At 61.3% G+C, this 22065-nt stretch carries 17 protein-coding genes; 14 read left to right on the plus strand and 3 right to left on the minus strand.

Annotated features, from left to right (window positions below; translation table 11 throughout):
* The first annotated feature begins 21 nt into the window (after positions 1 to 21).
* The 10 genes from JNB91_RS18880 (at position 22) to JNB91_RS18925 (ending at position 15015) form a co-directional block, all read left to right on the plus strand.
* On the plus strand, positions 22 to 780 hold the full coding sequence (locus JNB91_RS18880; protein ID WP_220327030.1) for an ImuA family protein: 759 nt from the start codon (positions 22 to 24) through the stop codon (positions 778 to 780).
* Complete coding sequence (locus JNB91_RS18885; RefSeq protein WP_220327031.1) at positions 698 to 2212, plus strand: Y-family DNA polymerase; 1515 nt, start codon at positions 698 to 700, stop codon at positions 2210 to 2212. Before JNB91_RS18880 ends, JNB91_RS18885 begins: the two co-directional genes overlap by 83 nt.
* Entirely contained in the window at positions 2209 to 5475 is a 3267-nt protein-coding gene (locus tag JNB91_RS18890) for an error-prone DNA polymerase (RefSeq protein ID WP_220327032.1), read from the plus strand. The genes JNB91_RS18885 and JNB91_RS18890 overlap by 4 nt, the downstream gene beginning before the upstream one ends.
* A 10-nt stretch (positions 5476 to 5485) precedes the next feature.
* Positions 5486 to 6151, plus strand: coding sequence for an SOS response-associated peptidase family protein (locus JNB91_RS18895; protein ID WP_220327033.1), 666 nt, complete (start codon positions 5486 to 5488; stop codon positions 6149 to 6151).
* A gap of 42 nt (positions 6152 to 6193) precedes the next feature.
* Complete coding sequence (locus JNB91_RS18900; RefSeq protein ID WP_220327034.1) at positions 6194 to 6838, plus strand: SOS response-associated peptidase; 645 nt, start codon at positions 6194 to 6196, stop codon at positions 6836 to 6838.
* A 473-nt stretch (positions 6839 to 7311) separates the two neighbouring features.
* Positions 7312 to 7488, plus strand: a complete 177-nt coding sequence (locus tag JNB91_RS18905; RefSeq protein ID WP_165422072.1) for a hypothetical protein — start codon at positions 7312 to 7314, stop codon at positions 7486 to 7488.
* 210 nt (positions 7489 to 7698) lie between these two features.
* Positions 7699 to 8664: a DUF3991 and toprim domain-containing protein gene (locus JNB91_RS18910; protein WP_220327035.1), complete on the plus strand. Its 966-nt coding sequence runs from the start codon at positions 7699 to 7701 to the stop codon at positions 8662 to 8664.
* 141 nt (positions 8665 to 8805) lie between these two features.
* On the plus strand, positions 8806 to 9414 hold the full coding sequence (locus JNB91_RS18915; RefSeq protein ID WP_220327036.1) for a DUF1419 domain-containing protein: 609 nt from the start codon (positions 8806 to 8808) through the stop codon (positions 9412 to 9414).
* A 13-nt stretch (positions 9415 to 9427) separates the two neighbouring features.
* Complete coding sequence (locus JNB91_RS18920; RefSeq protein WP_220327037.1) at positions 9428 to 9829, plus strand: DUF3085 domain-containing protein; 402 nt, start codon at positions 9428 to 9430, stop codon at positions 9827 to 9829.
* Positions 9830 to 9930: 101 nt separating this feature from the next.
* A complete protein-coding gene (locus JNB91_RS18925) occupies positions 9931 to 15015 on the plus strand; it encodes a DEAD/DEAH box helicase family protein (protein WP_220327038.1) in 5085 nt (1694 codons plus the stop codon).
* Positions 15016 to 15084: 69 nt separating this feature from the next.
* Here the strand turns inward: JNB91_RS18925 and JNB91_RS18930 are convergent, their stop codons facing one another.
* Positions 15085 to 15735: a hypothetical protein gene (locus JNB91_RS18930; protein ID WP_220327039.1), complete on the minus strand. Its 651-nt coding sequence runs from the start codon at positions 15733 to 15735 to the stop codon at positions 15085 to 15087.
* Positions 15736 to 16202: 467 nt separating this feature from the next.
* On the opposite strand from JNB91_RS18930, the gene JNB91_RS18935 reads away from it, so the two are divergent.
* The gene (locus JNB91_RS18935) at positions 16203 to 17960 is read left to right on the plus strand and encodes a ParB/RepB/Spo0J family partition protein (RefSeq protein WP_220327040.1); all 1758 of its coding nucleotides are present in this window, start codon (positions 16203 to 16205) and stop codon (positions 17958 to 17960) included.
* 287 nt (positions 17961 to 18247) lie between these two features.
* On the opposite strand, the gene JNB91_RS31205 is transcribed toward JNB91_RS18935, so the two are convergent.
* Complete coding sequence (locus JNB91_RS31205) at positions 18248 to 18370, minus strand: hypothetical protein (RefSeq protein ID WP_262928017.1); 123 nt, start codon at positions 18368 to 18370, stop codon at positions 18248 to 18250.
* Positions 18371 to 18796: 426 nt separating this feature from the next.
* On the opposite strand from JNB91_RS31205, the gene JNB91_RS18940 reads away from it, so the two are divergent.
* Positions 18797 to 19384 (plus strand): hypothetical protein, encoded by a 588-nt coding sequence (locus JNB91_RS18940; RefSeq protein WP_220327041.1) that lies wholly within the window; start codon positions 18797 to 18799, stop codon positions 19382 to 19384.
* Between the two features lie 272 nt (positions 19385 to 19656).
* Positions 19657 to 20580 (plus strand): ArdC family protein, encoded by a 924-nt coding sequence (locus JNB91_RS18945; RefSeq protein ID WP_220327042.1) that lies wholly within the window; start codon positions 19657 to 19659, stop codon positions 20578 to 20580.
* A gap of 3 nt (positions 20581 to 20583) precedes the next feature.
* Here JNB91_RS18945 and JNB91_RS18950 read toward each other — a convergent pair whose 3' ends face one another.
* A complete protein-coding gene (locus tag JNB91_RS18950) occupies positions 20584 to 20772 on the minus strand; it encodes a hypothetical protein (protein ID WP_220327043.1) in 189 nt (62 codons plus the stop codon).
* Positions 20773 to 21220: 448 nt separating this feature from the next.
* Here JNB91_RS18950 and JNB91_RS18955 point away from each other — a divergent pair, with 448 nt between their 5' ends.
* Positions 21221 to 21529 carry a DUF736 domain-containing protein gene (locus tag JNB91_RS18955; RefSeq protein ID WP_003585013.1) on the plus strand — a complete coding sequence of 103 codons (309 nt, stop codon included), beginning with the start codon at positions 21221 to 21223 and terminating at the stop codon, positions 21527 to 21529.
* The last annotated feature ends 536 nt before the right edge of the window (positions 21530 to 22065 follow it).

Here is a 22065-nt window from a genome sequence, read left to right on the forward strand (position 1 = left end):
ACCTGAGGAGGTCCGTGAACGATGTCGCGCGCCCGTAATCCTCGGGTCATCGAGGAACTTAGAGACCGTATTTCCCACCTGGAAGGCAGTACGGCGAAGAAGGCCGTCGTACTGCCATTCGGCGTCCGCGAGATGGACGAGCGATTGCCGGGTGGTGGGCTATCGTACGGCGCTCTTCACGAGATAGCAGGCGGCGGAGCCGGCACGGTCGATGGCGCGGCTGCAGCATTGTTCGCCGCTGGCATTGCCGCACGCTCTAAAGGCAAGGTCCTCTGGTGCCTGACGAGACCTGACCTGTTTTTCCCTGCCATCGCCCAGGCAGGCTTGCATCCCGACCGCGTGATTTTCTGCGAAGGCGACAAGGAGGAGGACGTCCTGGCATCCATGGAGGAAGGGCTCTCCTTCGGTGGTTTAGCAGCGGTGGTCGGGGAACTGGTTCGATTGCCGATGGTCGCATCCCGGCGGCTGCAGTTGGCCTGCGAAAAAACAGGGACCATGGGGCTCGTCGTCCGCAGATGGCGGCGGCAAACGGAAGCGTCGGACTTCGGCAATCCGACGGCCTCGATGACACGGTGGAGGGTGAGCGTGCTTCCGTCGGAGGAACTGCCAGTGGCAGGGGTCGGGCGCGCCCGATGGCTATTGGAATTGATGCGCGTGAAAGCAGGCGAGTGTGCTGAGTTCGAATTAGGAGCCTGTGATGCCAAGGGTCGTTTGTGTCTACTTCCCCACTCTGCCAACAGACCGGATACGTCGACATGGAGAGGGAGCCGTGCCAGCTGACCAACCGCTCGTCGTCATCTCGAAATCGGGGTCGAAACGCTGGATCTCGGCTGCCGATACCGCCGCGCGCAAACTCGGTCTCAAGCTCGGTATGCCCGCGAGTAAAGCCCAAGCGATCGTTGCCAATCTGACGATGGTCGATGCTGATCCTAGCGCCGACGCGTCTGCGCTTGAGCGCCTCGCGCTATGGGCGCTCCGGCAATATAGCCCGGTCGTCGCCGTAGATGGTGCGGACGGTATTGTCATGGACACGGAAGGGGCCGACCACTTGCAGGGCGGCGAAGATCTGCTGATCTCCGGCTTGGTCAACGGGTTGAGAGGACGAGGCCTGACCGCACGTGCTGCTGTCGCCGATACCTGGGGAGCAGCGCATGCGATCACCCGCGTGACGCCGGCTGAAACGACGGTCGTCCCGGTCGGCGGCGTTGCGAAAGCGGTGACTGGCCTGCCGATCCACTGTCTGCGTCTTCCAGCTGACACAATCCACGGACTGCGGGTGATGGGCGTCGAGACCGTCGGTGAACTCTCTGCCATGCCGCGCGCACCCTTGACGCTGAGATATGGGCCCGAAGTTGGCCGGCGGCTGGATCAACTGTTTGGGCGAATGGCAGAACCGATCGAGCCCCTGCGCACTCCGGAGCTTGTCGAGGCGGCGAAGAACTTCCAGGAGCCGATCGGCGCGGCCGAGACGATCGCCAAATATGTGCGCCGACTGGTCGGGGAACTCACGGCCAAGCTGGAGACACGCGGCCTTGGCGTCAGGCGTTCCGATCTTGTCATCTACCGTGTCGACAACACGCGGCAGTGCATTCGAGCCGGACTGGCAAAACCGGTGCGTGACCCCGCCCGGCTGTCAAAGCTTCTCTGCGACCGGATCGAGAAAATCGATCCGGGCTTCGGCATAGAGCGCCTGGTGCTTGTCGCCATCATGGCAGAACCACTCGAGGAGCGACAGGCTGCATCCTCTCTGATCGAAGAAACCGTGGTCGACGTCACACCGCTTGTCGACATTCTCGGCAATCGTGGCCAGCGGCTTTACCGCGTGACGCCCGTCGCCTCCGACGTTCCCGAGCGGTCGGTGAAGCGGATTGGGCCGACGGCCGACGAAACCGGAGCGACATGGGCCGCGAAATGGCCGAGGCCGTCGCGGCTACTGGCAAACCCCGAACGGATCGACGTAACCGCTCTGCTCCCCGACCAGCCGCCGGCCGTGTTCACCTGGCGCGGCAAACGCCGCCGTGTGAAGCGGGCAGACGGACCGGAGCGGATATTCGGCGAATGGTGGCTTCGTCCGAAAGAACATGCCGCCGTTCGCGACTATTTTGTCGTCGAGGACGAGGCAGGGGAACGCTACTGGGTTTATCGCGCCGGTGACGGAGTGGATGCCGACACAGGGTCGCACCTCTGGTTTCTGCATGGGGTGTTCGGATGAGATATGCTGAACTTCAGGTCACCACGCATTTCTCGTTCCTGCGAGGGGCAAGTTCCGCTGAGGAGCTGTTTGCCGCCGCGGCAGCGCTTGGCATCGACGCTCTTGGCGTCGTTGATCGCAATTCGCTTGCCGGAATCGTGCGGGCATGGGAGGCGGCGAAGACCACTGGCATCCGACTGGTCGTCGGCTGTCGGCTCGACCTTTCCGACGGCATGTCTATCCTGGTCTATCCGACCGACCGGCCAGCCTATTCGAGACTGACACGCCTGCTGTCGCTCGGAAAAAGCCGGGGAGGTAAAGGCAAGTGCATCCTCGATCTGTCTGATGTCGAAGCCTATAGCGCTGGCCTGATTGCCGTCCTTGTCCCGGATGAGGCCGATGAGACCACCGCGGGCCAGCTCAGGAAGATCGCCGCGATGTTCGGCGACAGGGCCTACGTTTCGCTATGCCTGCGCCGTCGTCCGAACGATCGACTGCGGCTTCACAATCTTTCCAACATGGCGGTGAGACACAAGGTCAAAACGGTCGTCACCAATGATGTGCTGTTTCATGATCCCAGCCGCCGGCAGCTGCAGGACATCGTCACCTGCATTCGCAACCGCACCACCATAGACAGCGTCGGCTTCGATCGCGAGCGGCATGCCGATCGGTTCCTGAAAGCAACGGAAGAAATGCACCGGCTTTTTTCGGAATATCCGGAGGCGCTGGCTCGAACGCGCGAAATCGTCGAGCGCTGTCGTTTCGACATGAGTGAGCTGCAATACCAGTACCCGGAAGAGGCGCTTGTGCCGGGCCTCGATGCCCAGCAGTCGCTAACTAAATTTGCCTGGGAGGGCGCAGCAAGCCGGTACCCTGAGGGGATCCCCGACAAAGTCCGCAAGGCGATCCTTCACGAGCTCGAACTGATCAGGGTGATGAAATACGCCCCGTACTTCCTCACAGTCTACAGCATCGTCCGGTTTGCTCGATCGAAAGGTATCCTCTGTCAGGGTCGGGGCTCGGCGGCGAACTCGGCCGTCTGCTACTGCCTCGGTATCACCAGCATCAACCCGGAAACGGGTGACCTGCTGTTCGAGCGATTCGTCTCGATGGAACGCGACGAGCCTCCGGACATCGACGTCGATTTCGAACACGCCCGCCGCGAGGAAGTCATCCAGTGGATATACGAGACCTACGGACGGTCACGCTCGGCGCTCTGTTCCACCGTCACCCGCTACCGGGCCAAGGGTGCGCTGCGTGATGTCGGTAAAGCCCTAGGGTTGCCGGAAGACCTGATTACCCAACTTTCCTCCGGCGTCTGGGGCTGGTCTGAAGGTGTCGGCGAGAAGCAGCTCGTAGACAACAACATGAACACCGCCGACTACCGCCTGAAGCTGGCATTGGATCTTAGCGCCCAACTCATGGGAGCGCCCCGCCATCTCGGCCAGCATCCGGGCGGCTTCGTTCTGACACAGGACAGGTTGGACGATCTGGTGCCGATCGAACCGGCGACCATGAAGGACCGCCAGGTGGTGGAATGGGACAAGGACGACATCGAGGCGCTGAAATTCATGAAGGTGGACGTGCTGGCACTCGGGATGCTGACCTGCATGGCGTCGTCGTTCGAGCTGCTGAAGGAATACAAGAACATCTCAATGGGCCTTGCCGATGTCGAGCAGGAGGACCCGGCCACCTACGCGATGATCCGCAAGGCCGATACGCTCGGTACGTTCCAGATCGAAAGCCGCGCGCAGATGGCGATGCTGCCGCGACTGAAACCTCGGACATTTTACGATCTCGTCGTGCAGGTGGCCATTGTCCGGCCGGGACCCATCCAGGGCGACATGGTGCACCCGTATCTGAGGCGGCGTGAAGGCAAGGAGAAGGTCGAGTACCCGACCCCCGAACTCGAAGCGGTCCTGGGTAAGACGCTCGGTGTCCCATTGTTTCAAGAAAGTGCGATGAAGGTTGCGATGACCTGCGCGGGTTTTACCGCCGGCGAGGCGGACCAACTCAGGCGCGCCATGGCAACGTTTAAGTTCACCGGCGGAGTCAGCAAGTTCAAGGACAAGCTCGTCGAGGGCATGGTCAAGAACGGCTACAGCCGGGAGTTTGCGGAAAAAACCTTCACCCAACTCGAAGGCTTCGGCTCCTATGGCTTTCCCGAAAGTCATGCCGCCAGCTTCGCGTTGATCGCCTATGCGAGTTCGTGGGTGAAATGCCACCACCCAGACGTTTTTTGTGCGGCCCTGCTCAACAGTCAGCCCATGGGCTTCTACAGTGTTGCCCAGATTGTCCAGGACGCTCGAAACCACGGTGTCGAAGTTCGACCTGTCTGTGTAAACCACTCCCGCTGGGACTGCACGATGGAGCGGATCGGCAATTCCGACCGGTTCGCCGTTCGTCTCGGAATGCGTGTCGTGAAGGGATTGTCCACCAACGACGCCGCACGAATTATCCTGGCGCGCGCCGAGCATCCATTTGTCTCGGCCGACGACATGTGGCGACGCTCCGGTGTTTCACCGTCCTCGCTGGTCAAGCTTGCCGAAGCGGATGCTTTCCTGCCATCGCTGCAACTGGAACGACGTCAGGCACTCTGGGATATCAAGGCGCTCCGTAATGAACCCTTGGAGCTTTGGGCGGCGGCCGCTGAGCGCGAAGCCAAGGTGATCGCCGAGATGCAGGAGCCCGGAGTCGCGTTGAAATCCATGACCGAGGGCAGGGAGGTCGTCGAGGACTACTCACACACCGGTCTTACGCTGCGAGCCCATCCGGTTTCGTTTCTCCGAAAAGACCTCGACCGCAAAGGCATCGTCACCTGCGCCGAGGCGATGGGACAGCGCGACGGAAAATGGCTTTGGACGGCCGGCCTGGTTCTCGTGCGACAGCGGCCGGGATCGGCGAAGGGCGTGATGTTTCTCACGCTGGAAGACGAGACGGGTATCGTCAATGCGGTGGTCTGGCCATCGCTGTTCGAGCGCCAGCGGCGGGTCCTTATGACGGCGAGCATGATGGCGATCAACGGCCGCATCCAGCGGGAAGGTGAGGTCGTTCACCTCGTTGCCCAGCGCCTGTTCGATTTCTCGACTGACCTGGCAAGCGTTGGGAACCGTGACGGCGGACTCGGTGACTTCCCCCTGCCCCATGGTCGCGGCGACCAGGTCAAGCACGGAGGAGGGCCGGATCCGCGTGATAATCCGAAGCCCGCTACGCAAGTCAGGGATATCTATATTCCAGACCTGCACATCGATAATCTGACGATCAAATCCAGAAACTTCCACTGAGGAGACCGGTGTGTCACGCCTGTTTGCAGTCACCAAAAGCCTGGACGAGATTGTCGCGCAATTCGCGGTCGACATGGCGCCGGCGATCGAGGTGCCGAGCGAAACTATCGAAGGCACCCCCGGACTGATCGTTCTTGAGAAAGATGGGTTGAGGCTGTTGAAGTCAATCCCGTGGGGCTTTCCGCGGCAGACCCGGGACATGCGACGTGAGGGCGAGCCCCCGAGCAGAATAGGTCTGGTCGCCGATCTCATCAACCCGCTCTGGGACCGCATCGTCGTGCATCCCAGATATCGTTGCCTGATCCCTCTGACGCACTTCGCAAATCCCGACGGTGTCAAAGGGGCAAAAACCCGATCGTGGTTTTCGAAAAACCGCCAACCATTGATGGCGTGGGCGGGGTTCTGCAAGAATACCCCGGACTTCGGCCCTGTGTTCGCAGGCATGACCATGACCGCCAATGAGAAGATCAGGCCGTTCAACGACCGCATGCCGGTTCTGCTCGAGCCAGACGAATACGATCGTTGGCTTCATGGTTCGATTGAAGACGTCATCGCCTTCCAGTTTCGTGATCCACCGTCATCCGATGACTTCGAAATCCTGCATACGCGCGATCGCTGGCAAAGCGGCGTTTCGCCCTCCAAGGCTTCACCGCGTCGGGACAACATGCTTATGTAACCTAGGTTTCGTGTTGGAGTTTCCTGTTGAAAGGCCTGTCATATGTGCAATTTGTACACCGTCCGTCTTTCCGCCGCGGAAGTGGCTGCGCATTTTCGCGTGGCGAACCCTATGCAATCGAACGCTCCCGAGGAAGTCTATCCTGGCACGCCCGGGATGGTGGTGACGGAAAATGAAGGTGTTCGCGAGCTCCGCTCGATGGTCTGGGGTTTTCCGCTACGCCTGAAAGGTATGAAACCGGAAGCGAAGCCAAAGCCTGTCAATAACATCGCGGATCTTTCGAAAGGCATGTGGATCGGCCTGGCACGTAAACCGCAATGGCGTTGTCTGATCCCCGTAACGGGTTTTGCCGAAGCTGAGGGTGAAAAGGGCAGGATGACACGCACCTGGTTTTCGCTGAAGGACCAACCGGTCTTCGCCTGGGCAGGATTATGGCGTATCAGCGACGAGTGGGGGCCGGTTTATTCCGGGGTTATGACGGACGCCAACGAGGCCATTCAGCCCGTGCACAACCGGATGCCCGTCCTGCTGCACGCCGATGAATACGAACAATGGCTCCATGGCAGCTTTGATGATGCGCTCGCATTCCAGAAGCGGACATTTCCGTCCGAGTTGGTGACGATGGAGCGGACAACGGAGCTATGGGCGAAGAAGAAGGCTGCATCCGAGGCGCGGCTGCTGCTTTAGTGGCAGCTTCTTCCTGTCGATCCTGGGATTGTCATCATGCGATGTCGATCATCAAGGTGTGGGCGAGAACTTTCCATTGCTCGCCCGGGCATCACGATGGGTCCATGCGTTCTCGATCATGGTCACACGAGTGGTCGAGCTGTCGTCAAGTCACGTCGGACACGGTCCCAGCAGGCGAGTGCGTCCTCGGACCTGATTGAAGGCTGAACAAACGGCCGAGGGATCGGGACGACGATAAGATCCGCATCAGAATTATCATTGTTTCTCGGAGGTGACCTAAGGAGGCTTGCCAATCCCGCTCTTGATGGATGGCTTCCTGGTCCAGCCCCGGATCTCCTTCGATCAACCCGCTGACGGGGTCCGCTAGCAAGCTGCGGCCGCTTCGGCTGCGCCTCCACGGTGATCGCGACCGGTTCCGGACACTGACGGTTGCCATCGAGCGGGAATGGCCCGCTCCAAAGATGGAGCCTCAGATGAACACCGATCTTTCGCTTGCGCAGAACCATGCCTTCCAGCTTTCCCGCACCCTGATGGTTCCGGTCACGCTGTTCAGGTCCGGCGACGAGTTCGGCGTTCTGCCGAGCGACGAACTCGATGACGAAGACGATCTGGAGATCGTGCATGAATATGTTCCGGGCGGGTCTCATTGAGACCCTTCATCTCCTGGGTGCCGCTTGCGAGCGGCAGGCGGCAAGGGAAGCTGTGCCGCTGCTAGCATGTCATCTGGAGCGGGTGCAAATCTGCAGATTGCCAGCCGCGCCCTTGCCCCCTTTGCTCTTCGCGGTCGCCAGAAACGGTCCCGCAAATTGCGGGAGACATGAATCTGGAGAGAAGGGCGGCGCCAAGCGCCGAGAAAAATAATGGAAAAACAGAAACTTGAGGAACTTCGGGACCGCGTCCTGTGCGCAGCAGTGCTGGAACAGGCCGGTTTTGCCATCGACGTCAAGGAAAGCACCCGCAAGGCGGTGAAATACAGGCGCGGTGCGGAAATCGTCATCGTAATCCATGGGGGGCGGGGATGGTTCGATCCACTGTCGGATGCGAAAGGCGACGTCTTCGGTCTCGCGGAGCATCTGGACGGCGTGAGCTTCGTCGAGGCACTCGACCGGGTGGCCGCTCTTGTCGGCATCGTCGCCAGGGATCCTGCCTGGTCTCGACCGGCCGGAAAGACCGCTCACAGCAGTTCCATCTCAGAACGCTGGGCAACACGACGTAGGGCGTGGCAGGGGTCAATGACCTGGCGCTATCTGCGCAGCGAGCGCTGCCTACCGGCAACGATCATCCGGGAGGCCATCCAAAGTGATGTCGTTCGGGAAGGCCCTTATGGCAGCATGTGGGCCGCGCATGTCAATGACGATGGTGTTGTTACTGGCTGGGAGGAGCGCGGTCCCGATTGGCGCGGCTTTTCGGCAGGCGGTTCTAAAATTCTCTTTCGCTTTGGCTCTTCCGACGCCAAGCGTGTTTGCGTCACTGAAGCGGCGATCGACGCCATGAGCCTTGCGGCATTCGAGGGGCTTCGCGAGGGCAGCCTCTATCTCAGCACCGGCGGTGGGTGGTCGCCAACCACGGACGCCGCGGTCCGCACACTGGCCGCGCGTCCCGGTACTGTTCTGGTTGCGGCCACCGACGCCAATAGCCAGGGCGAGACCTTTGCCGGCCGCCTCCGTGCCATTGCCGATGAGGTCGGCTGCGACTGGCTCCGCCTGAAGCCGCCGACCGAGGACTGGAATGAAGCGCTGAAAGCGCGGAAAGAAGAAAAGCAGGAAAGCAGGATGAGGACAGAAAGAGGAGGTCTGCCGCATGCCCGCCGACCGCGTCAAGGGTGAAGCTTCGCCCGCTCAAGAGCGGCCCTTGACCCGCCCGGACGGAGAGGCGGCGTGAGGGGAGGGGTCATGAAGGATTGAAGAGGATGGTGAGCCAGCAGGCACCACCGCGCTTCGGTTCGGACAGGGCCAAAGGAGCCGTCAATGAGCACCCCTTCCGCAATCCGTAAAGTCTACCAGGGCATCTCTGAGCGCCATCAGATGTTCCGGCTGTTCGATCGGCATGCACAGCGTCCTCACCGTTTCGACGGTGACGCGAGCGCGCTTTATGCCGGCGAATGGTTCGAAATCACCGAGCGTGAGCATGATTACATGTTCGAGATCCTGCCGCCATTGTGGATCCGGGGCTCGATGTTTGCAATGCGCGAATTTCTGACGCAATCCGTCACATCGGTTTTCTTCGCGCTGCGGATCGACGGAATCATCCGCCACTTCCATGGATATTGTGATCTCTCCGACGGGCGGTCGGTGGAAGACATGCGGCTGGCGATCATCGAGCGGGAAACGCGGCCGGTGCGAGCGATGACGCGGGATGAACGTCTTGAGCACATCTGGAGTGCCACGGCGGACGCCTATCGGGGCTACTCGGATGAAACCGCGCCGCAATTTCTGCCGGGCCAGCGCGTCATCGCTCTCTACACCGGGGCTGGATCGGCCAGGTTGAAGCTGCTCGACGACCTGACCGACGACGAGATCGCCATCAAGTTGCCCGTCCAACTGCGCCATCTCCCTGATACTGCAGTCGCAGCGTGAGGAGGCAATTTCCATGCTTTCCTTTCCGATTGAATCCGTGCGGGCGGTGATCGCCCGCGGCCGCGCCGACGCCGAAGCGAACGGCGGCTACCGCAATCCCCATTACGGCCTCCACCCCGGTCGCGACGAGCTGCCGGGTGTATGGCTCGTGGGCGATCACGGTGTCTACCTTTGCTCGAACGGCAATTTGCCGGATGGAGAAAAGCCGTTCGTTGCTTATGCACTCGAATGCGATCCCCGCACCAACGACGACTGGTTCGAGGTGAAGCGGAAGACCTTTGGCGGAGATGACGGTGTCGAGTTCATCGACGCCGTGCAGCTGGAAGCAATGATCGCCGCCGCCCCCAATGCCAGGCATCTCGGTATCACCTTTGACGAAGACTCGATGGAACTCTTCGTCATCGAGTGGTCGTAACGCTCCCGCCTCAGCGGGATTCCCAACCTCAACCAGTGTCCCTTCGCCGCCAATCGTCATGGCGGAACGATGACGCGCGCTTCCAAAAGGAGATTTTTATCATGAGCAACGATCCCTTCACGCTCGACATGTTCGGCAATACCGCACTCTCGTCCGGCTTTGGCCTGGGCGTCACGTCCTTTGGGAGCTTCGCGCCCGAGGCAGTCATTGAACCTGCCAATGACGACGATCCGGATCCCACGCCGCCCGCGCCAACGCCGGCAACCGTACTTCCGAAGGCGGCCGCACCCTCCCGAGCCAAGAGGCTTCGGGGAAACTTCTATCTCGAGGGTGACCGCGGCTTACCTTCCTCCTGGAAGGATCGTGCCCGCGCCAACGTTGCGGCGATCCTCGTTGCCAATGATATCTCCAGGCAGGACCGGCCGGCGACGCCAAAGGAGCAGGCGGAGCTGATCCGTTTCACCGGCTTCGGCGCCGGCGAGCTGGCCAACGGCGTATTCCGACGGCCGGGTGAAAACGATTTCCGGCAGGGCTGGGATGAGATCGGCTCCTCGCTCGAGACCGCCGTCTCCGAGGCCGATTATGCGTCGCTTGCCCGCTGCACCCAATATGCCCACTTCACCCCGGAATTCATCATCCGGGCGATCTGGTCGGGTATCGAGAGGCTTGGCTGGCGCGGCGGCCGGGTGCTGGAGCCAGGCATCGGTACAGGCCTCTTCCCCGCGCTGATGCCGGAGACATATCGCGACACCGCTTGTGTGACCGGGATCGAGCTCGATCCGGTCACCGCGCGGATTGTCAAGCTGCTGCAGCCGAAAGCCCGGATCATCGAGCGCGACTTTTCCCGTACCGACCTTTCACCGGTCTACGATCTCGCCATCGGCAATCCGCCCTTCTCCGATCGTACGGTCCGCTCAGACCGAAATTATCGGTCACTCGGCCTGCGATTGCACGACTACTTCATCGCCCGTTCCATCGATCTGCTGAAGCCCGGCGCGCTCGCTGCCTTCGTCACCTCGCATGGCACAATGGACAAGGCCGATACGACGGCGCGGGAGCATATCGCCAAGTCGGCTGACCTGATCGCCGCCATCCGTCTGCCCGAAGGCAGCTTCCGCCGGGACGCCGGCACGGATGTCGTCGTCGACATCCTGTTCCTCCGCAAGCGCAAGCCCGGTGAACCGGAAGGCGAACAGCTATGGCTCGATGTCGATGAGGTCATACCGGCGACGGATGACGAAGGTCCGATCCGCGTCAACAGCTGGTTTGCCCGGCACCCCGATTTCGTTCTCGGCACCCATGCGACGACCTCTGGACCGTTCGGCGAGACCCATACATGCCGGCCCCGCGCCGGAGACGATCTCGACGCGGCCCTCACCTCAGCAATCAATCTCCTGCCGACTGACCTCTATGACGGCGAGCCGATGCCCGTCGATGTCGATCTGGAGGACGAGCTCTGCGAGATCGTTGATCTGCAGCCGAGGGACAGTGCTATCCGCGAGGGTAGCTTTTCCCTCGACCGGTCGAAAGGGCTGATGCAGATGCTCGACGGTTCGGCCGTGCCGGTGACGGTCCGGAAGGGCCGTACACGCGACGGGATCTCTGAGAAACATGTTCGGATCATTTCGAAGCTGATCCCGATCCGAGACGCCGTGCGCGAGGTCTTGAAGGCACAGGAGGTCGACCGGCCTTGGCGAGACCTCCAGGTCCGCCTGCGGATTGCCTGGTCGAGTTTCGTGCGGGACTTCGGGCCGATCAATCATACTACCGTGTCTATCCAGGAGGATGCCGAGACCGGCGAGGTCAGGGAAACCCATCGCCAACCGAACCTCGCGCCCTTCCGCGACGACCTCGATTGCTGGCTGGTTGCCTCAATCGAGGACTACGATCTCGAGACCGATACGGCAAAGCCGGGTCCGATCTTTTCCGAACGCGTGATTGCCCCGCCAGCTACGCCGAACATCACATCTTCTTCAGATGCGCTCGCCGTCGTGCTGAATGAACGTGGTCACGTCGATATCGACCATGTCGCGGAGCTTCTCCACAGCGATCCCGCGACTGTGCGCAACGAACTTGGCAACGAGGTTTTTCGCGACCCGATCGACGGATCCTGGCAGACAGCCGATGCCTATCTTTCAGGGGCTGTCCGCACCAAGCTCGCCGCCGCGCAGGCCGCAGCCGAACTCGATCCAGCCTATGAGGGAAACGTGCGGGCGCTCCAGGATGTGCAGCCGGCCGATCTTCGACCCTCCGATATAACCGCCCGCCTCGGCGCACCGTGGATCCCGGCCGCCGATGTTGTCGCTTTTGTGAAAGAGAGGATGGAGGCTGACATCCGCATCCACCATATGCCGGAACTCGGCTCCTGGACGGTGGAAGCGCGGCAACTCGGCTATTCCGCAGCCGGCACCTCAGAATGGGGCACCAGCCGCCGCCATGCCGGCGAGCTGCTTGCTGACGCGCTCAACAGCCGAGTCCCGCAAATCTTCGACGTGTTTAAGGATGTCGACGGCGAGCGGCGTGTGCTGAACGTCGTCGATACCGAGGCGGCGCGCGACAAGCTGCAGCGGATCAAACAAGCATTCCAGGATTGGGTTTGGACCGATCCGGATCGCACCGACCGCCTTGCGCGGGATTACAATGACCGCTTCAACAACATCGCGCCGCGCAAATTCGACGGCTCCCATCTCAAACTTCCCGGCGCCTCAGGCGCCTTTGTTCTTTATGGGCATCAGAAACGTGGCATCTGGCGGATCATCGCGGATGGCTCGACCTATCTGGCGCACGCCGTTGGCGCCGGCAAGACGATGACCATGGCAGCGGCCATCATGGAGCAGCGCAGGCTCGGCCTGATCGCCAAAGCGATGCTCGTCGTGCCCGGCCATTGCCTCGCCCAAGCCGCCCGCGAATTCCTGGCGCTTTACCCGAACGCGAAGATCCTCGTCGCCGACGAAACCAACTTCACCAAGGACAAGCGGGCTCGCTTCCTGTCGCGCGCTGCCACCGCGACTTGGGATGCGATCATCATCACGCATTCCGCGTTTCGCTTCATCGGCGTGCCGGCGGCCTTTGAACAGGAGATGATCCAGGATGAGCTGCAGCTCTACGAGGACCTGCTGACCAAGGTCGACAGCGAAGATCGCGTTTCGCGCAAGCGGCTCGAGCGGCTGAAGGAGGGATTGCAGGAGAGGCTCGAAGGCCTAGCCACCCGCAAGGACGATCTTCTCACCATTTCGGAGATCGGTATCGATCAGATCGTTGTCGACGAGGCACAGGAATTCCGAAAACTCTCCTTCGCCACCAACATGTCGACGCTAAAGGGCATCGACCCAAACGGGTCACAGCGTGCCTGGGATCTCTATGTCAAATCCCGCTACATCGAAACGAAGAACCCCGGCCGGGCGCTGGTTCTTGCCTCCGGCACACCGATCACCAATACGCTGGGCGAGATGTTCTCGATCCAGCGCCTGCTCGGCCATGCAGCCCTTAGCGAGCGCGGCCTGCACGAATTCGATGCCTGGGCCTCCTGCTTTGGCGATACATCGACCGAACTCGAAATCCAGCCCTCAGGCAAATACAAGCCAGTGTCGCGGTTCGCTTCCTTCGTCAATGTCCCGGAACTGATCGCCATGTTCCGCTCGTTTGCTGACGTCGTCATGCCGGACGACCTTCGCCAGTATGTGAGGGTGCCCAACCTCTCGACCGGTCGCCGTCAGATCCTGACGGCCAAGCCGACGGATCTGTTCAAATCCTATCAGCAGGTGCTCGACGCGCGCATCAAGGCGATCGAACAGAGGGAGGGGCCGGCCAAGCCGGGCGACGACATCCTGCTCTCGGTCATCACCGATGGGCGCCATGCGGCCATCGATCTTCGTTTCGTCATGCCGGCAGCCGACAATGAGGATGACAACAAGCTCAATCTGCTGGTCCGCAATGCACACCGGATCTGGAAGGAGACCGGCGAAGCCACCTATCGTCGCCCCGACGGCAAGGACTTCGATTTGCCGGGTGCCGCCCAGATGATTTTTTCCGACCTCGGCACGGTCAATGTCGAGAAATCACGAGGCTTCTCAGCCTATCGCTTCATCCGCGACGAGCTGATCCGGCTTGGTGTGCCGGCGTCGCAAATCGCCTTCATGCAGGACTACAAGAAAACCGAGGCCAAGCAGCGTCTGTTCGGCGATGTCCGCGCCGGAAAGGTCCGCTTCCTGATCGGCTCATCGGAGACTATGGGCACTGGCGTTAACGCGCAGCTTCGGCTCAAGGCGCTGCACCATCTCGACGTCCCGTGGCTGCCGTCGCAGATCGAACAGCGCGAGGGTCGCATCGTCCGCCAGGGCAATCAGCACGACGAGGTCGATATCTACGCCTATGCCACGGAAGGCTCGCTGGACGCCTCCATGTGGCAGAACAATGAGCGCAAGGCGCGATTCATCGCCGCCGCCCTCTCTGGCGACACTTCGATCCGGCGATTAGAGGATATCGGTGAAGGTGCTGCCAATCAGTTCGCCATGGCGAAGGCGATCGCCTCTGGCGACGAGCGCCTTATGCAGAAGGCTGGCTTGGAGGCGGACATCGCCCGCCTCGAGCGGCTGCGGGCTGCCCATGAAGACGATCAGTATGCCGTCCGTCGGCAGATTCGCGATGCCGAGCGTGAGATCGAGGTCTCAACCCGGCGCATCGGCGAGGTCGGCCAAGACATGGTGCGGCTTAAGCCGACAGGCGGCGATGCCTTTACGATGATGTTGCTCGGTCAGGAATTTGCCGAGCGCAAGGATGCCGGGCGCGCACTGATGAAGGAGATCCTTACGCTCCTGCAGTTGCGGCAAGAAGGTGAGGTGAATCTGGCGACGATCGGCGGCTTCGATCTGGTCTATGAGGGTGAGCGGTTCGGCAAGGGCGACGGCTATCGTTACGAGACCCTCCTCCAGCGAACCGGCGCAGACTACGAGATCGATCTGGCGATCACGGTTACACCGCTCGGCGCCATCTCGCGTTTGGAGCATGCTCTTGAGGGCTTCGACGACGAACAGCGGCAGTATCGCCGGCGTCTGGAAGAGGCCGAGAGGCGATTGGTTTCGTACCGTTCCCGAGACGGAGGCGCTTTCGCGTTCGCAGATGACCTGAAGGAAAAGCGGATGAAGCTTCGAGAAATTGAAACCTACCTGTCGGCAGATCTGGACTGAGTATCAACGCAGCCGCAGCGTCGCCATTTTCCCTTGTGGGAAGTTATCTGAAGCCGCGAAACTTCAAGGCTATAAAATGAATTTTCTTCGGACGCGCCTGAACCATTCTCGCACTCTCAGTGCCTCAGCAAACGATGTCTCGCCGCGCGCGAAAATTGAGACAAAGGCCTGAGACAGAACATAAATCACATAAAGCACAACAATGGTGACCCAAAGTATGTTGAACAGAAGAGCTGAACCGATTCCATTGACCAAAATCCCCGTCACGATGCTGTTCCCGATCCAGAAAAAAAGGCCGCCCACGAGAATACGCAATGGGGTTAAGAGGAACAGTTCCAGCCTGCGTAGCACTTTTAGGTCCCCGTCTGGCAGGGGATCGGAGAAATGAACGGCGACAAAATGTTCGCGGAACGCCGCAAAAGGCCGTCGCAAGTTTGAAAGGAAACGACCCGAGTGGTCGACGCTGCCAAATACAGAACCACTTGGCAGTCCGCGCATCCCTGAAACAGTTCGTGCGACGCTGAGCAATGCTAATCCGACAGTCAGCCATATAGTGAAATCGTAGAGACCAGATACATCCCCGGCCGAAAATCTTTGGAACAGCCAGTAGGTGAGCCACAACGGAACGAGGACGAGCATCGTTCTCAACGGAAATGCAATAAGCTCGACCATGCGTAATCGTCTGCGATCCGACGATCTGTGAATTTGCTCATTCTGCATGTCGGAGCTCCCTTTTATCTCCCACATATTCGCAAATTACCCGGATGGAAGCAACGTGAGGCCTCAAAACAGTCTCGCGGAAGATGATCCGATGTTGTCGAACCGGCTTTCAGCATCGGCCCCAAGCGAAGGTCGTGATGGTGGGTGACCGTGAGGAGGATTCTTCTGAACAGTCGACGTTTAGCCGGGAGGTAGGAGAGGAAGCTGTTCCCTGAGGAAGAAGAAGGTAGGGGTGTTCGCAGATCGGTCCTCCTGCCGACGCTGTCGCTCAACCACCGCCTACGCGGTCCCGGCCGCTTGTCCTTCGCAGGGCTGGCAGCCCCGCTTGTCCCGCGCAGCAGGGATGCTCGGCCGCAGTTGCGGCAGTCCGGCCGCTCGGCGTGCCGGGAGGTGTCTTCGAGAAAAAATGAAGACAGGAAGGGCTGGCAAGGCGCTGGTCCCGAACCCTCTAGATAAGGACAAATCTCATGCAGATTATGAAGGTTGACCCGCGTGCACTGAAGGAGAACCCTGACCGCATGCGCCAGTCGAAATCCTCGCCGCAGGCCGATGCGCTGATGCTGGCGACGATCAAGGCCGTCGGCATCGTCCAGCCGCCGGTGGTTGCCCCCGAGAGCGATGGCGGAAATGGCTATATCATCGACGCAGGTCATCGCCGTGTGCGACTGGCCATCGCCGCCGGCCTGGAAGAAATTGAGATCCTCGTCGTGGATGCCGCCAACGACAACGGCGCGATGCGCTCGATGGTGGAGAACTCGGTACGCGAGGCGCTGAACCCGGTCGATCAGTGGCGCGGCATCGAGCGTCTCGTTGCTCTCGGCTGGACGGAGGAGGCGATTGCGGTTGCCCTCGCGCTTCCCGTCCGTCAGATTCGCAAGCTGCGGCTGCTCGCCAATGTCCTTCCCGCGATGCTTGAGCAGATGGCGCTGGGCGATATGCCGTCAGAGCAGCAGTTGCGGATCATCGCTGCGGCCGGTCAGGTTGACCAGAAGGAGGTCTGGAAGGCGCATAAGCCGAAGAAGGGCGACACCGCTCCATGGTGGCAGATCGCCAATGCTCTCACGAAGAAGCGCATGTATGCCCGAGATGCGAGCTTTGGTGACGATCTGGCTCAGGCCTACGGTGTCGAGTGGGTCGAGGACCTATTCGCGCCGGCCGACCAGGACGGCCGCTACACGACGAATGTTGAGGGCTTCCTCGGCGCCCAGCATGAGTGGATGACTGCCAACCTGCCGAAGCGTGGGGCCATCGTCGAAGTCAACAACTGGGGGCAGCCAGAGCTGCCGAAGAAGGCCGCCCAAGTCTACGGCAAGCCGTCCAAGTCCGATCACACGGCGCTCTACCTCGATCGTGATGGTAAGGTGCAGACCGTGCACTACCGCATGCCCGAGGCGTCCAAGCCCAAGGGCGCGGACGGCGACGGATCTGCCTTTGGCAGCGATGAGGGCGACGCGATTGCCTTGCCGAAGGTCCGCCCCGACGTGACCCAGAAGGGCCTCGACATGATCGGTGATTTCCGCACCGATGCGCTTCACGATGCTCTCGGCCACGCGCCGATCGAGGATGACATGCTGATGGCGCTGCTGGTGCTGGCCTTCGCCGGACAGAATGTCCGCGTCGACTCTGGTGCAGATGGGAGCTTCTATGGCGGCAAACGCTTCTCGCGCCATGCCGTCGCACTGTTCGACGAGCACGGCAAGCTCGCCTTTGACCAGGACACGCTTCGGGTCGCCGTTCGCTCGGTGCTGATCGATGTTCTGTCGTGCCGCCGCGGCATGTCGAACAGCGGCATGGTCTCGCGCATCGCCGGCGAGGCTATCGGCGCTGACGAGTACCTGCCGAATATGGGTTCGGAGGACTTCCTCCTTTGCCTGTCCCGTCAGGCGCTGGAAGTGTCGTGCGCCGAGGCGTCCGTGCAGCCACGGCCCAAGGTGCGTGAAACCCGTGCTGCGCTCGTCGAGCACTTCGCGAACGAACACTTCGTCCATGCTTCGGCGCGCTTCGCACCGCCAACCGACGAGTTGCTCGGCTGGATCCGGGCGAGCTCAATTACGGATATTCGCGGCGGGGCCTTGCAAGACGACGAACCCGATCATGTTGACGACCCAGCCGATGGTCAGGAAGAGCACTTCGACGGGGCTCCGGACCAGGACGATCTGCATCCTGCGGACCTTTCGAACCACGAAGAGGACGACGCCGGCTTCGACCAGAGGGACGCAGCGTGACCGCCGTCTTCCCAGTCGAACATGGCAACACCCACCCCCGATTTCTCGGGGGGGGAGTTTGCCACCGGTGCGGACGGATTATCCGTCGACTCGCCGGCCTCCTTCATCAACTGGCGAAGCTCGGGGGATCGGCGATGATCAGCGTCCGCGCTTCGAAACCGCTGGCAAAAGCAATCGTCGCCCGGCGAGAGATCCAGCGGCATCTGGAATGTCTGACCCGCCAAATCACAGCGCGCGCGGGAAGGCAGGCGACGACAGTAAAAGCCCGGAGCAGGGCGCGTCGCCGATCAGGTCCACGTATCTGCCATCAGGAGCTTGTCGACCGCCTCACCTTCGAGCGTTGGGTCGAACTCGATATGATCCACCGCAGGCTGGCGACGCAAGAGAGTGACATCGGTGAACTGAGCCATCGCGATAAGCGACCTCTGCATCATCCGGCGACATAGGCAGACGCGCGAGAGTGTGGTGATAGCGATGGGCTTACCTGCTCGGATGTCATCGGCATGGGCGGGCTTGGCGATGTCTGTTCCTCCCCGCCAGAGACAGATATCGGACCCGCGCTGGACAGCCCTTCTTGTTTGCTGCGGTCTGAACCGGCGGCCGGGCGTTTCAAGGCCGCTGTCGCGCCGCGGGGCGGCCGACCCAGCCTCTCTGCGCAACGGCAGGCTCGCGGGCCTTACGCAGGTCGAAACCTGCTGGCCCGCAAGCCTGCCCTGCTGGTTCAGCCGGATCGGACCTCTGAAGCCGCCCGTCCTTTGCCGGTTCTTAGTCGTCCGCATCGAAGGGCAGACCGGCACGGGCCGGAACCACTTCGCCAGCCAAGGAAGGAACAGCTTATGGCAAAGCCCGCAACTCCCAACCGCTCCAACGCACGTGTATCGCAACTGCGCAAAGGAGCAACCCTCGAAATGGTCCGCCTTTCATGCCCTGATGCGGCCCAGGCGCTCAAGATCGCGGAAAGCTTCGGCACAACCGTCGTCGACAGCGACGGCATCCGCAGCCTGCATGAGCGACTGATCGTCGAGACCGCCGACAGCCTCTCCGAAGGTCTGGGCGAGAGAGCCATGCAAATCCACCTGCAGCGCATCGTCGGGGCCTTCGTCGGATCGGCGCACGGCGCCGGGCAGTTTTACTCCCGCGCCGTCACCGAAGCGCGCGACGCAACTGCCAAGGCATCCAACGATGCCCGCGACGAGGATCTCGATGGTCCGGTGGGTTACGATAGTGCCGCCCAGCGCAAGCGGGAATTCGCGGCCGACATGGGTATCCAGTCCCATGCGCTGCGCATGGCAGCCGAGGGCGCGGTGGCCGCCTACGAGCAGGTCGTCGGCGAGACCTGGAAGCCCTTCGACCGGCCGGTCGAAAACCCTGGCGCATCGCTGGACCGCAAGGCGGCCGAGGTTCAGATGGCCGCTTTCGGATGACGAACTTGGCGGGGTCGCACCCCGCCATTCTCCTCCTTTCAGGCTGGTGCCGACGGGCGCCGGCCTTTTCTCATGTCGAAATGAAAAGCGGAGACGCGCCGAGCACGGCCCGTCCCGCTCGGCGGTCCTGCAGGAGCCGGGCGGCCATGCAACGGCTTTGCCGTCCTCCACGCTGTTGCGGCCTACGGTGCATGGCCACACCTTCGGCCCCTGACTTCGGACCTCCGTGACGGACCGCGATCGGCGCGGTTCATGAAAAGGAGAAAGAAGTCATGACAAAGAAATCAGAAGCGGGGCGCGCGGACATCTATACGCGGATTACCGACCGGATTGTCGAGGATCTGGTAGGCGGCGTCCGCCCCTGGATGAGACCGTGGAGCGCAGCCAATACCGATGGTCGTATCTCGCGGCCGCTGCGCCACAACGGCCTTCCTTATTCGGGCATGAACGTTTTGCTCCTGTGGTCGGAGCAAATGTCGCGTGGCTTCGCCTCCTCGATGTGGATGACCTTCAAGCAGGCCGTCGAACTTGGCGGGGCCGTGCGGAAAGGCGAGACCGGCTCGACCGTTGTTTTCGCCAGCCGCTTCACCAGATCTGAAGCGGACGGGAACGGTAATGAGGTTGATCGGGAGATCCCGTTCCTGAAGGCCTATTCAGTGTTCAACGTCGAGCAGATCGACGGTTTGCCGGACGGCTATTACGCGCCGCCGGCCAAGATCCTTGATCCGATCGACCGGATCGAGAGCGCCGATCGCTTCTTCCGCAATACCGGCGCAGTCATTCGGCATGGCGGTAATCAGGCCTACTACTCCCCCGTGATGGATTACATCCAGATGCCCCCCTTTGAGGCGTTTCGTGATGCTGCCGGATACGCAGCCGTCCTTAGTCACGAAGCAACCCACTGGACGGCGGCGGAGCACCGCGTAGGACGTGACCTGTCGCGCTATGCCAGGGACCGCACCGAGCGGGCAAGGGAAGAACTCATCGCGGAACTGGGCAGTTGCTTCCTCTGCGCAGATCTCGGTATCGCGCCGGAGCTTAAGCCGAGGCCGGATCATGCATCTTACCTGCAGTCGTGGCTATCGGTGCTTGCCAACGACAAGCGGGCCATCTTCCAGGCAGCAGCCCATGCGCAGCGCGCCGTGAGCTTCCTGCATTCCCTACAGCCGGAAACGGTTTTGCAGGCTGCGGCCTGAGGGTTAGGCGCGGTCGTCGCCATCGGCGGTGGCCGCGTGGTCCATATCCCGCTGGTCTCCATTTCGTTGATCTTGGAGACCCTGTGCGATGTCAGCGTCAAGCCTTCCCCAGATCGACGGTTTTGCAGTGTCGGGCTTGGGCTTACGGGACGGTTTGCGTTCGACGATGAAGGGCTTGGTCTGCTGACGCATTGGTTCTCCAGATTCGCGGGCGTAACGATAGCCCACTGTGCGCAGTCAGCAACCGAGCCCGTTTTGGCAGGGACGCTTATCCCCTGATGAAATGCAGGCAACGACGGCGGTTGAAGTGGGCGTGCTATAGGATGCCATTCGTGCCCGAGGCGAATGCCGCGGAACGCCATTGCCATATCCTTTCAGAGTTTCCGGCAACCCATCTGCGAGCTCGATGAGGCATGTCTGACCGGAGACCGGCTGCGCCTCGATCGTCTTCCCGCAACGACAACTCGCAAATTTTTTACCCCGGACGGCTACGCCCTCCTCCTCTCCCACTAACAAATCTGCGACTTTCCGCCCTCCATTTCATTGCGGCCCGAATGGGTGCGGTCCGATCGTCACCGGTCTTTGCGACAGCCATCGAGACCGCGATGGGCGCGGCCCGAACACGAAAAGGAATACGACAATGGCAACCATCGGCACCTTCACCTCCACCGAAAACGGCTTCACCGGCTCCATCCGCACTCTCGCCCTCAACGTCAAAGCCCGCATCGCCCGGGTCGAGAACCCTTCCGACAAGGGCCCGCAGTTCCGGGTCTACGCGGGTAGCGTGGAACTGGGCGCGGCCTGGCAGAAGACCTCCGGCGAGGGCCGCGACTATCTCTCGGTCAAGCTCGACGATCCCAGTTTTCCGGCCCCGATCTACGCAACGCTCGCCGAGGTCGAAGGCGAGGATGGTCTCCAGCTCATCTGGTCCCGTCCGAACCGGGACTGATTGATACCACGAGGCTCCGCCCCCGGCGGAGCCTTTTCCTATTCCCGGCAACTAAAGCCGGACCAGGCATCGAGCCGGGTCCGGCTTTTTTGGTGCAATACCGAGAGGAGGAAAACCTGCTCAGTATCCGGTGATGATGCCGACGGGCCCGCCGTCGTCAAGGATGAGCGGTGCCCCCAATTTCGAATTGGCAGCGAAGCGGCCAACACGAAATCGGCTCCCCCACTCCCCGGCGCTGCCGGTCGCTCTCGCGATCCCTGACAACGTCATTCCCTATCCGGCGCCGCTGATCGTCTTTCACATAGGAGATCAGACGATGACCTACGAACTCGAATGCCAGATCGAAGAACTTCGTGCCTTATCTTGACAGTCTGCACCGACTCTACCGACCTTGGCTACGTCGATGCGCATGCTGAGGGAAGGCGCTTTCCAGGCCGGACGCAGCGCTCCCAAATAGCTGGCGGAGGCCGGCCTGGAGAGTGCCGGCGGCTCTAGCACCTTCCGTAGACACGGGCTCCCGGGTGGGGGTCTGGGGG

The sequence above is a fragment of the Aliirhizobium wenxiniae genome (assembly GCF_019511445.1).
Lineage (GTDB): Bacteria > Pseudomonadota > Alphaproteobacteria > Rhizobiales > Rhizobiaceae > Neorhizobium > Neorhizobium wenxiniae_A.

Coding starts and splice junctions, on each gene's coding strand:
- JNB91_RS18880 (WP_220327030.1), top strand. CDS start 22: ATGTCGCGCGCCCGTAATCCTCGGGTCATCGAGGAACTTAGAGACCGT.
- JNB91_RS18885 (WP_220327031.1), top strand. CDS start 698: ATGCCAAGGGTCGTTTGTGTCTACTTCCCCACTCTGCCAACAGACCGG.
- JNB91_RS18890 (WP_220327032.1), top strand. CDS start 2,209: ATGAGATATGCTGAACTTCAGGTCACCACGCATTTCTCGTTCCTGCGA.
- JNB91_RS18900 (WP_220327034.1), top strand. CDS start 6,194: ATGTGCAATTTGTACACCGTCCGTCTTTCCGCCGCGGAAGTGGCTGCG.
- JNB91_RS18905 (WP_165422072.1), top strand. CDS start 7,312: ATGAACACCGATCTTTCGCTTGCGCAGAACCATGCCTTCCAGCTTTCC.
- JNB91_RS18910 (WP_220327035.1), top strand. CDS start 7,699: ATGGAAAAACAGAAACTTGAGGAACTTCGGGACCGCGTCCTGTGCGCA.
- JNB91_RS18915 (WP_220327036.1), top strand. CDS start 8,806: ATGAGCACCCCTTCCGCAATCCGTAAAGTCTACCAGGGCATCTCTGAG.
- JNB91_RS18920 (WP_220327037.1), top strand. CDS start 9,428: ATGCTTTCCTTTCCGATTGAATCCGTGCGGGCGGTGATCGCCCGCGGC.
- JNB91_RS18925 (WP_220327038.1), top strand. CDS start 9,931: ATGAGCAACGATCCCTTCACGCTCGACATGTTCGGCAATACCGCACTC.
- JNB91_RS18930 (WP_220327039.1), bottom strand. CDS start 15,735: ATGCAGAATGAGCAAATTCACAGATCGTCGGATCGCAGACGATTACGC.
- JNB91_RS18935 (WP_220327040.1), top strand. CDS start 16,203: ATGCAGATTATGAAGGTTGACCCGCGTGCACTGAAGGAGAACCCTGAC.
- JNB91_RS31205 (WP_262928017.1), bottom strand. CDS start 18,370: ATGGCTCAGTTCACCGATGTCACTCTCTTGCGTCGCCAGCCTGCGGTG.
- JNB91_RS18940 (WP_220327041.1), top strand. CDS start 18,797: ATGGCAAAGCCCGCAACTCCCAACCGCTCCAACGCACGTGTATCGCAA.
- JNB91_RS18945 (WP_220327042.1), top strand. CDS start 19,657: ATGACAAAGAAATCAGAAGCGGGGCGCGCGGACATCTATACGCGGATT.
- JNB91_RS18950 (WP_220327043.1), bottom strand. CDS start 20,772: ATGCGTCAGCAGACCAAGCCCTTCATCGTCGAACGCAAACCGTCCCGT.
- JNB91_RS18955 (WP_003585013.1), top strand. CDS start 21,221: ATGGCAACCATCGGCACCTTCACCTCCACCGAAAACGGCTTCACCGGC.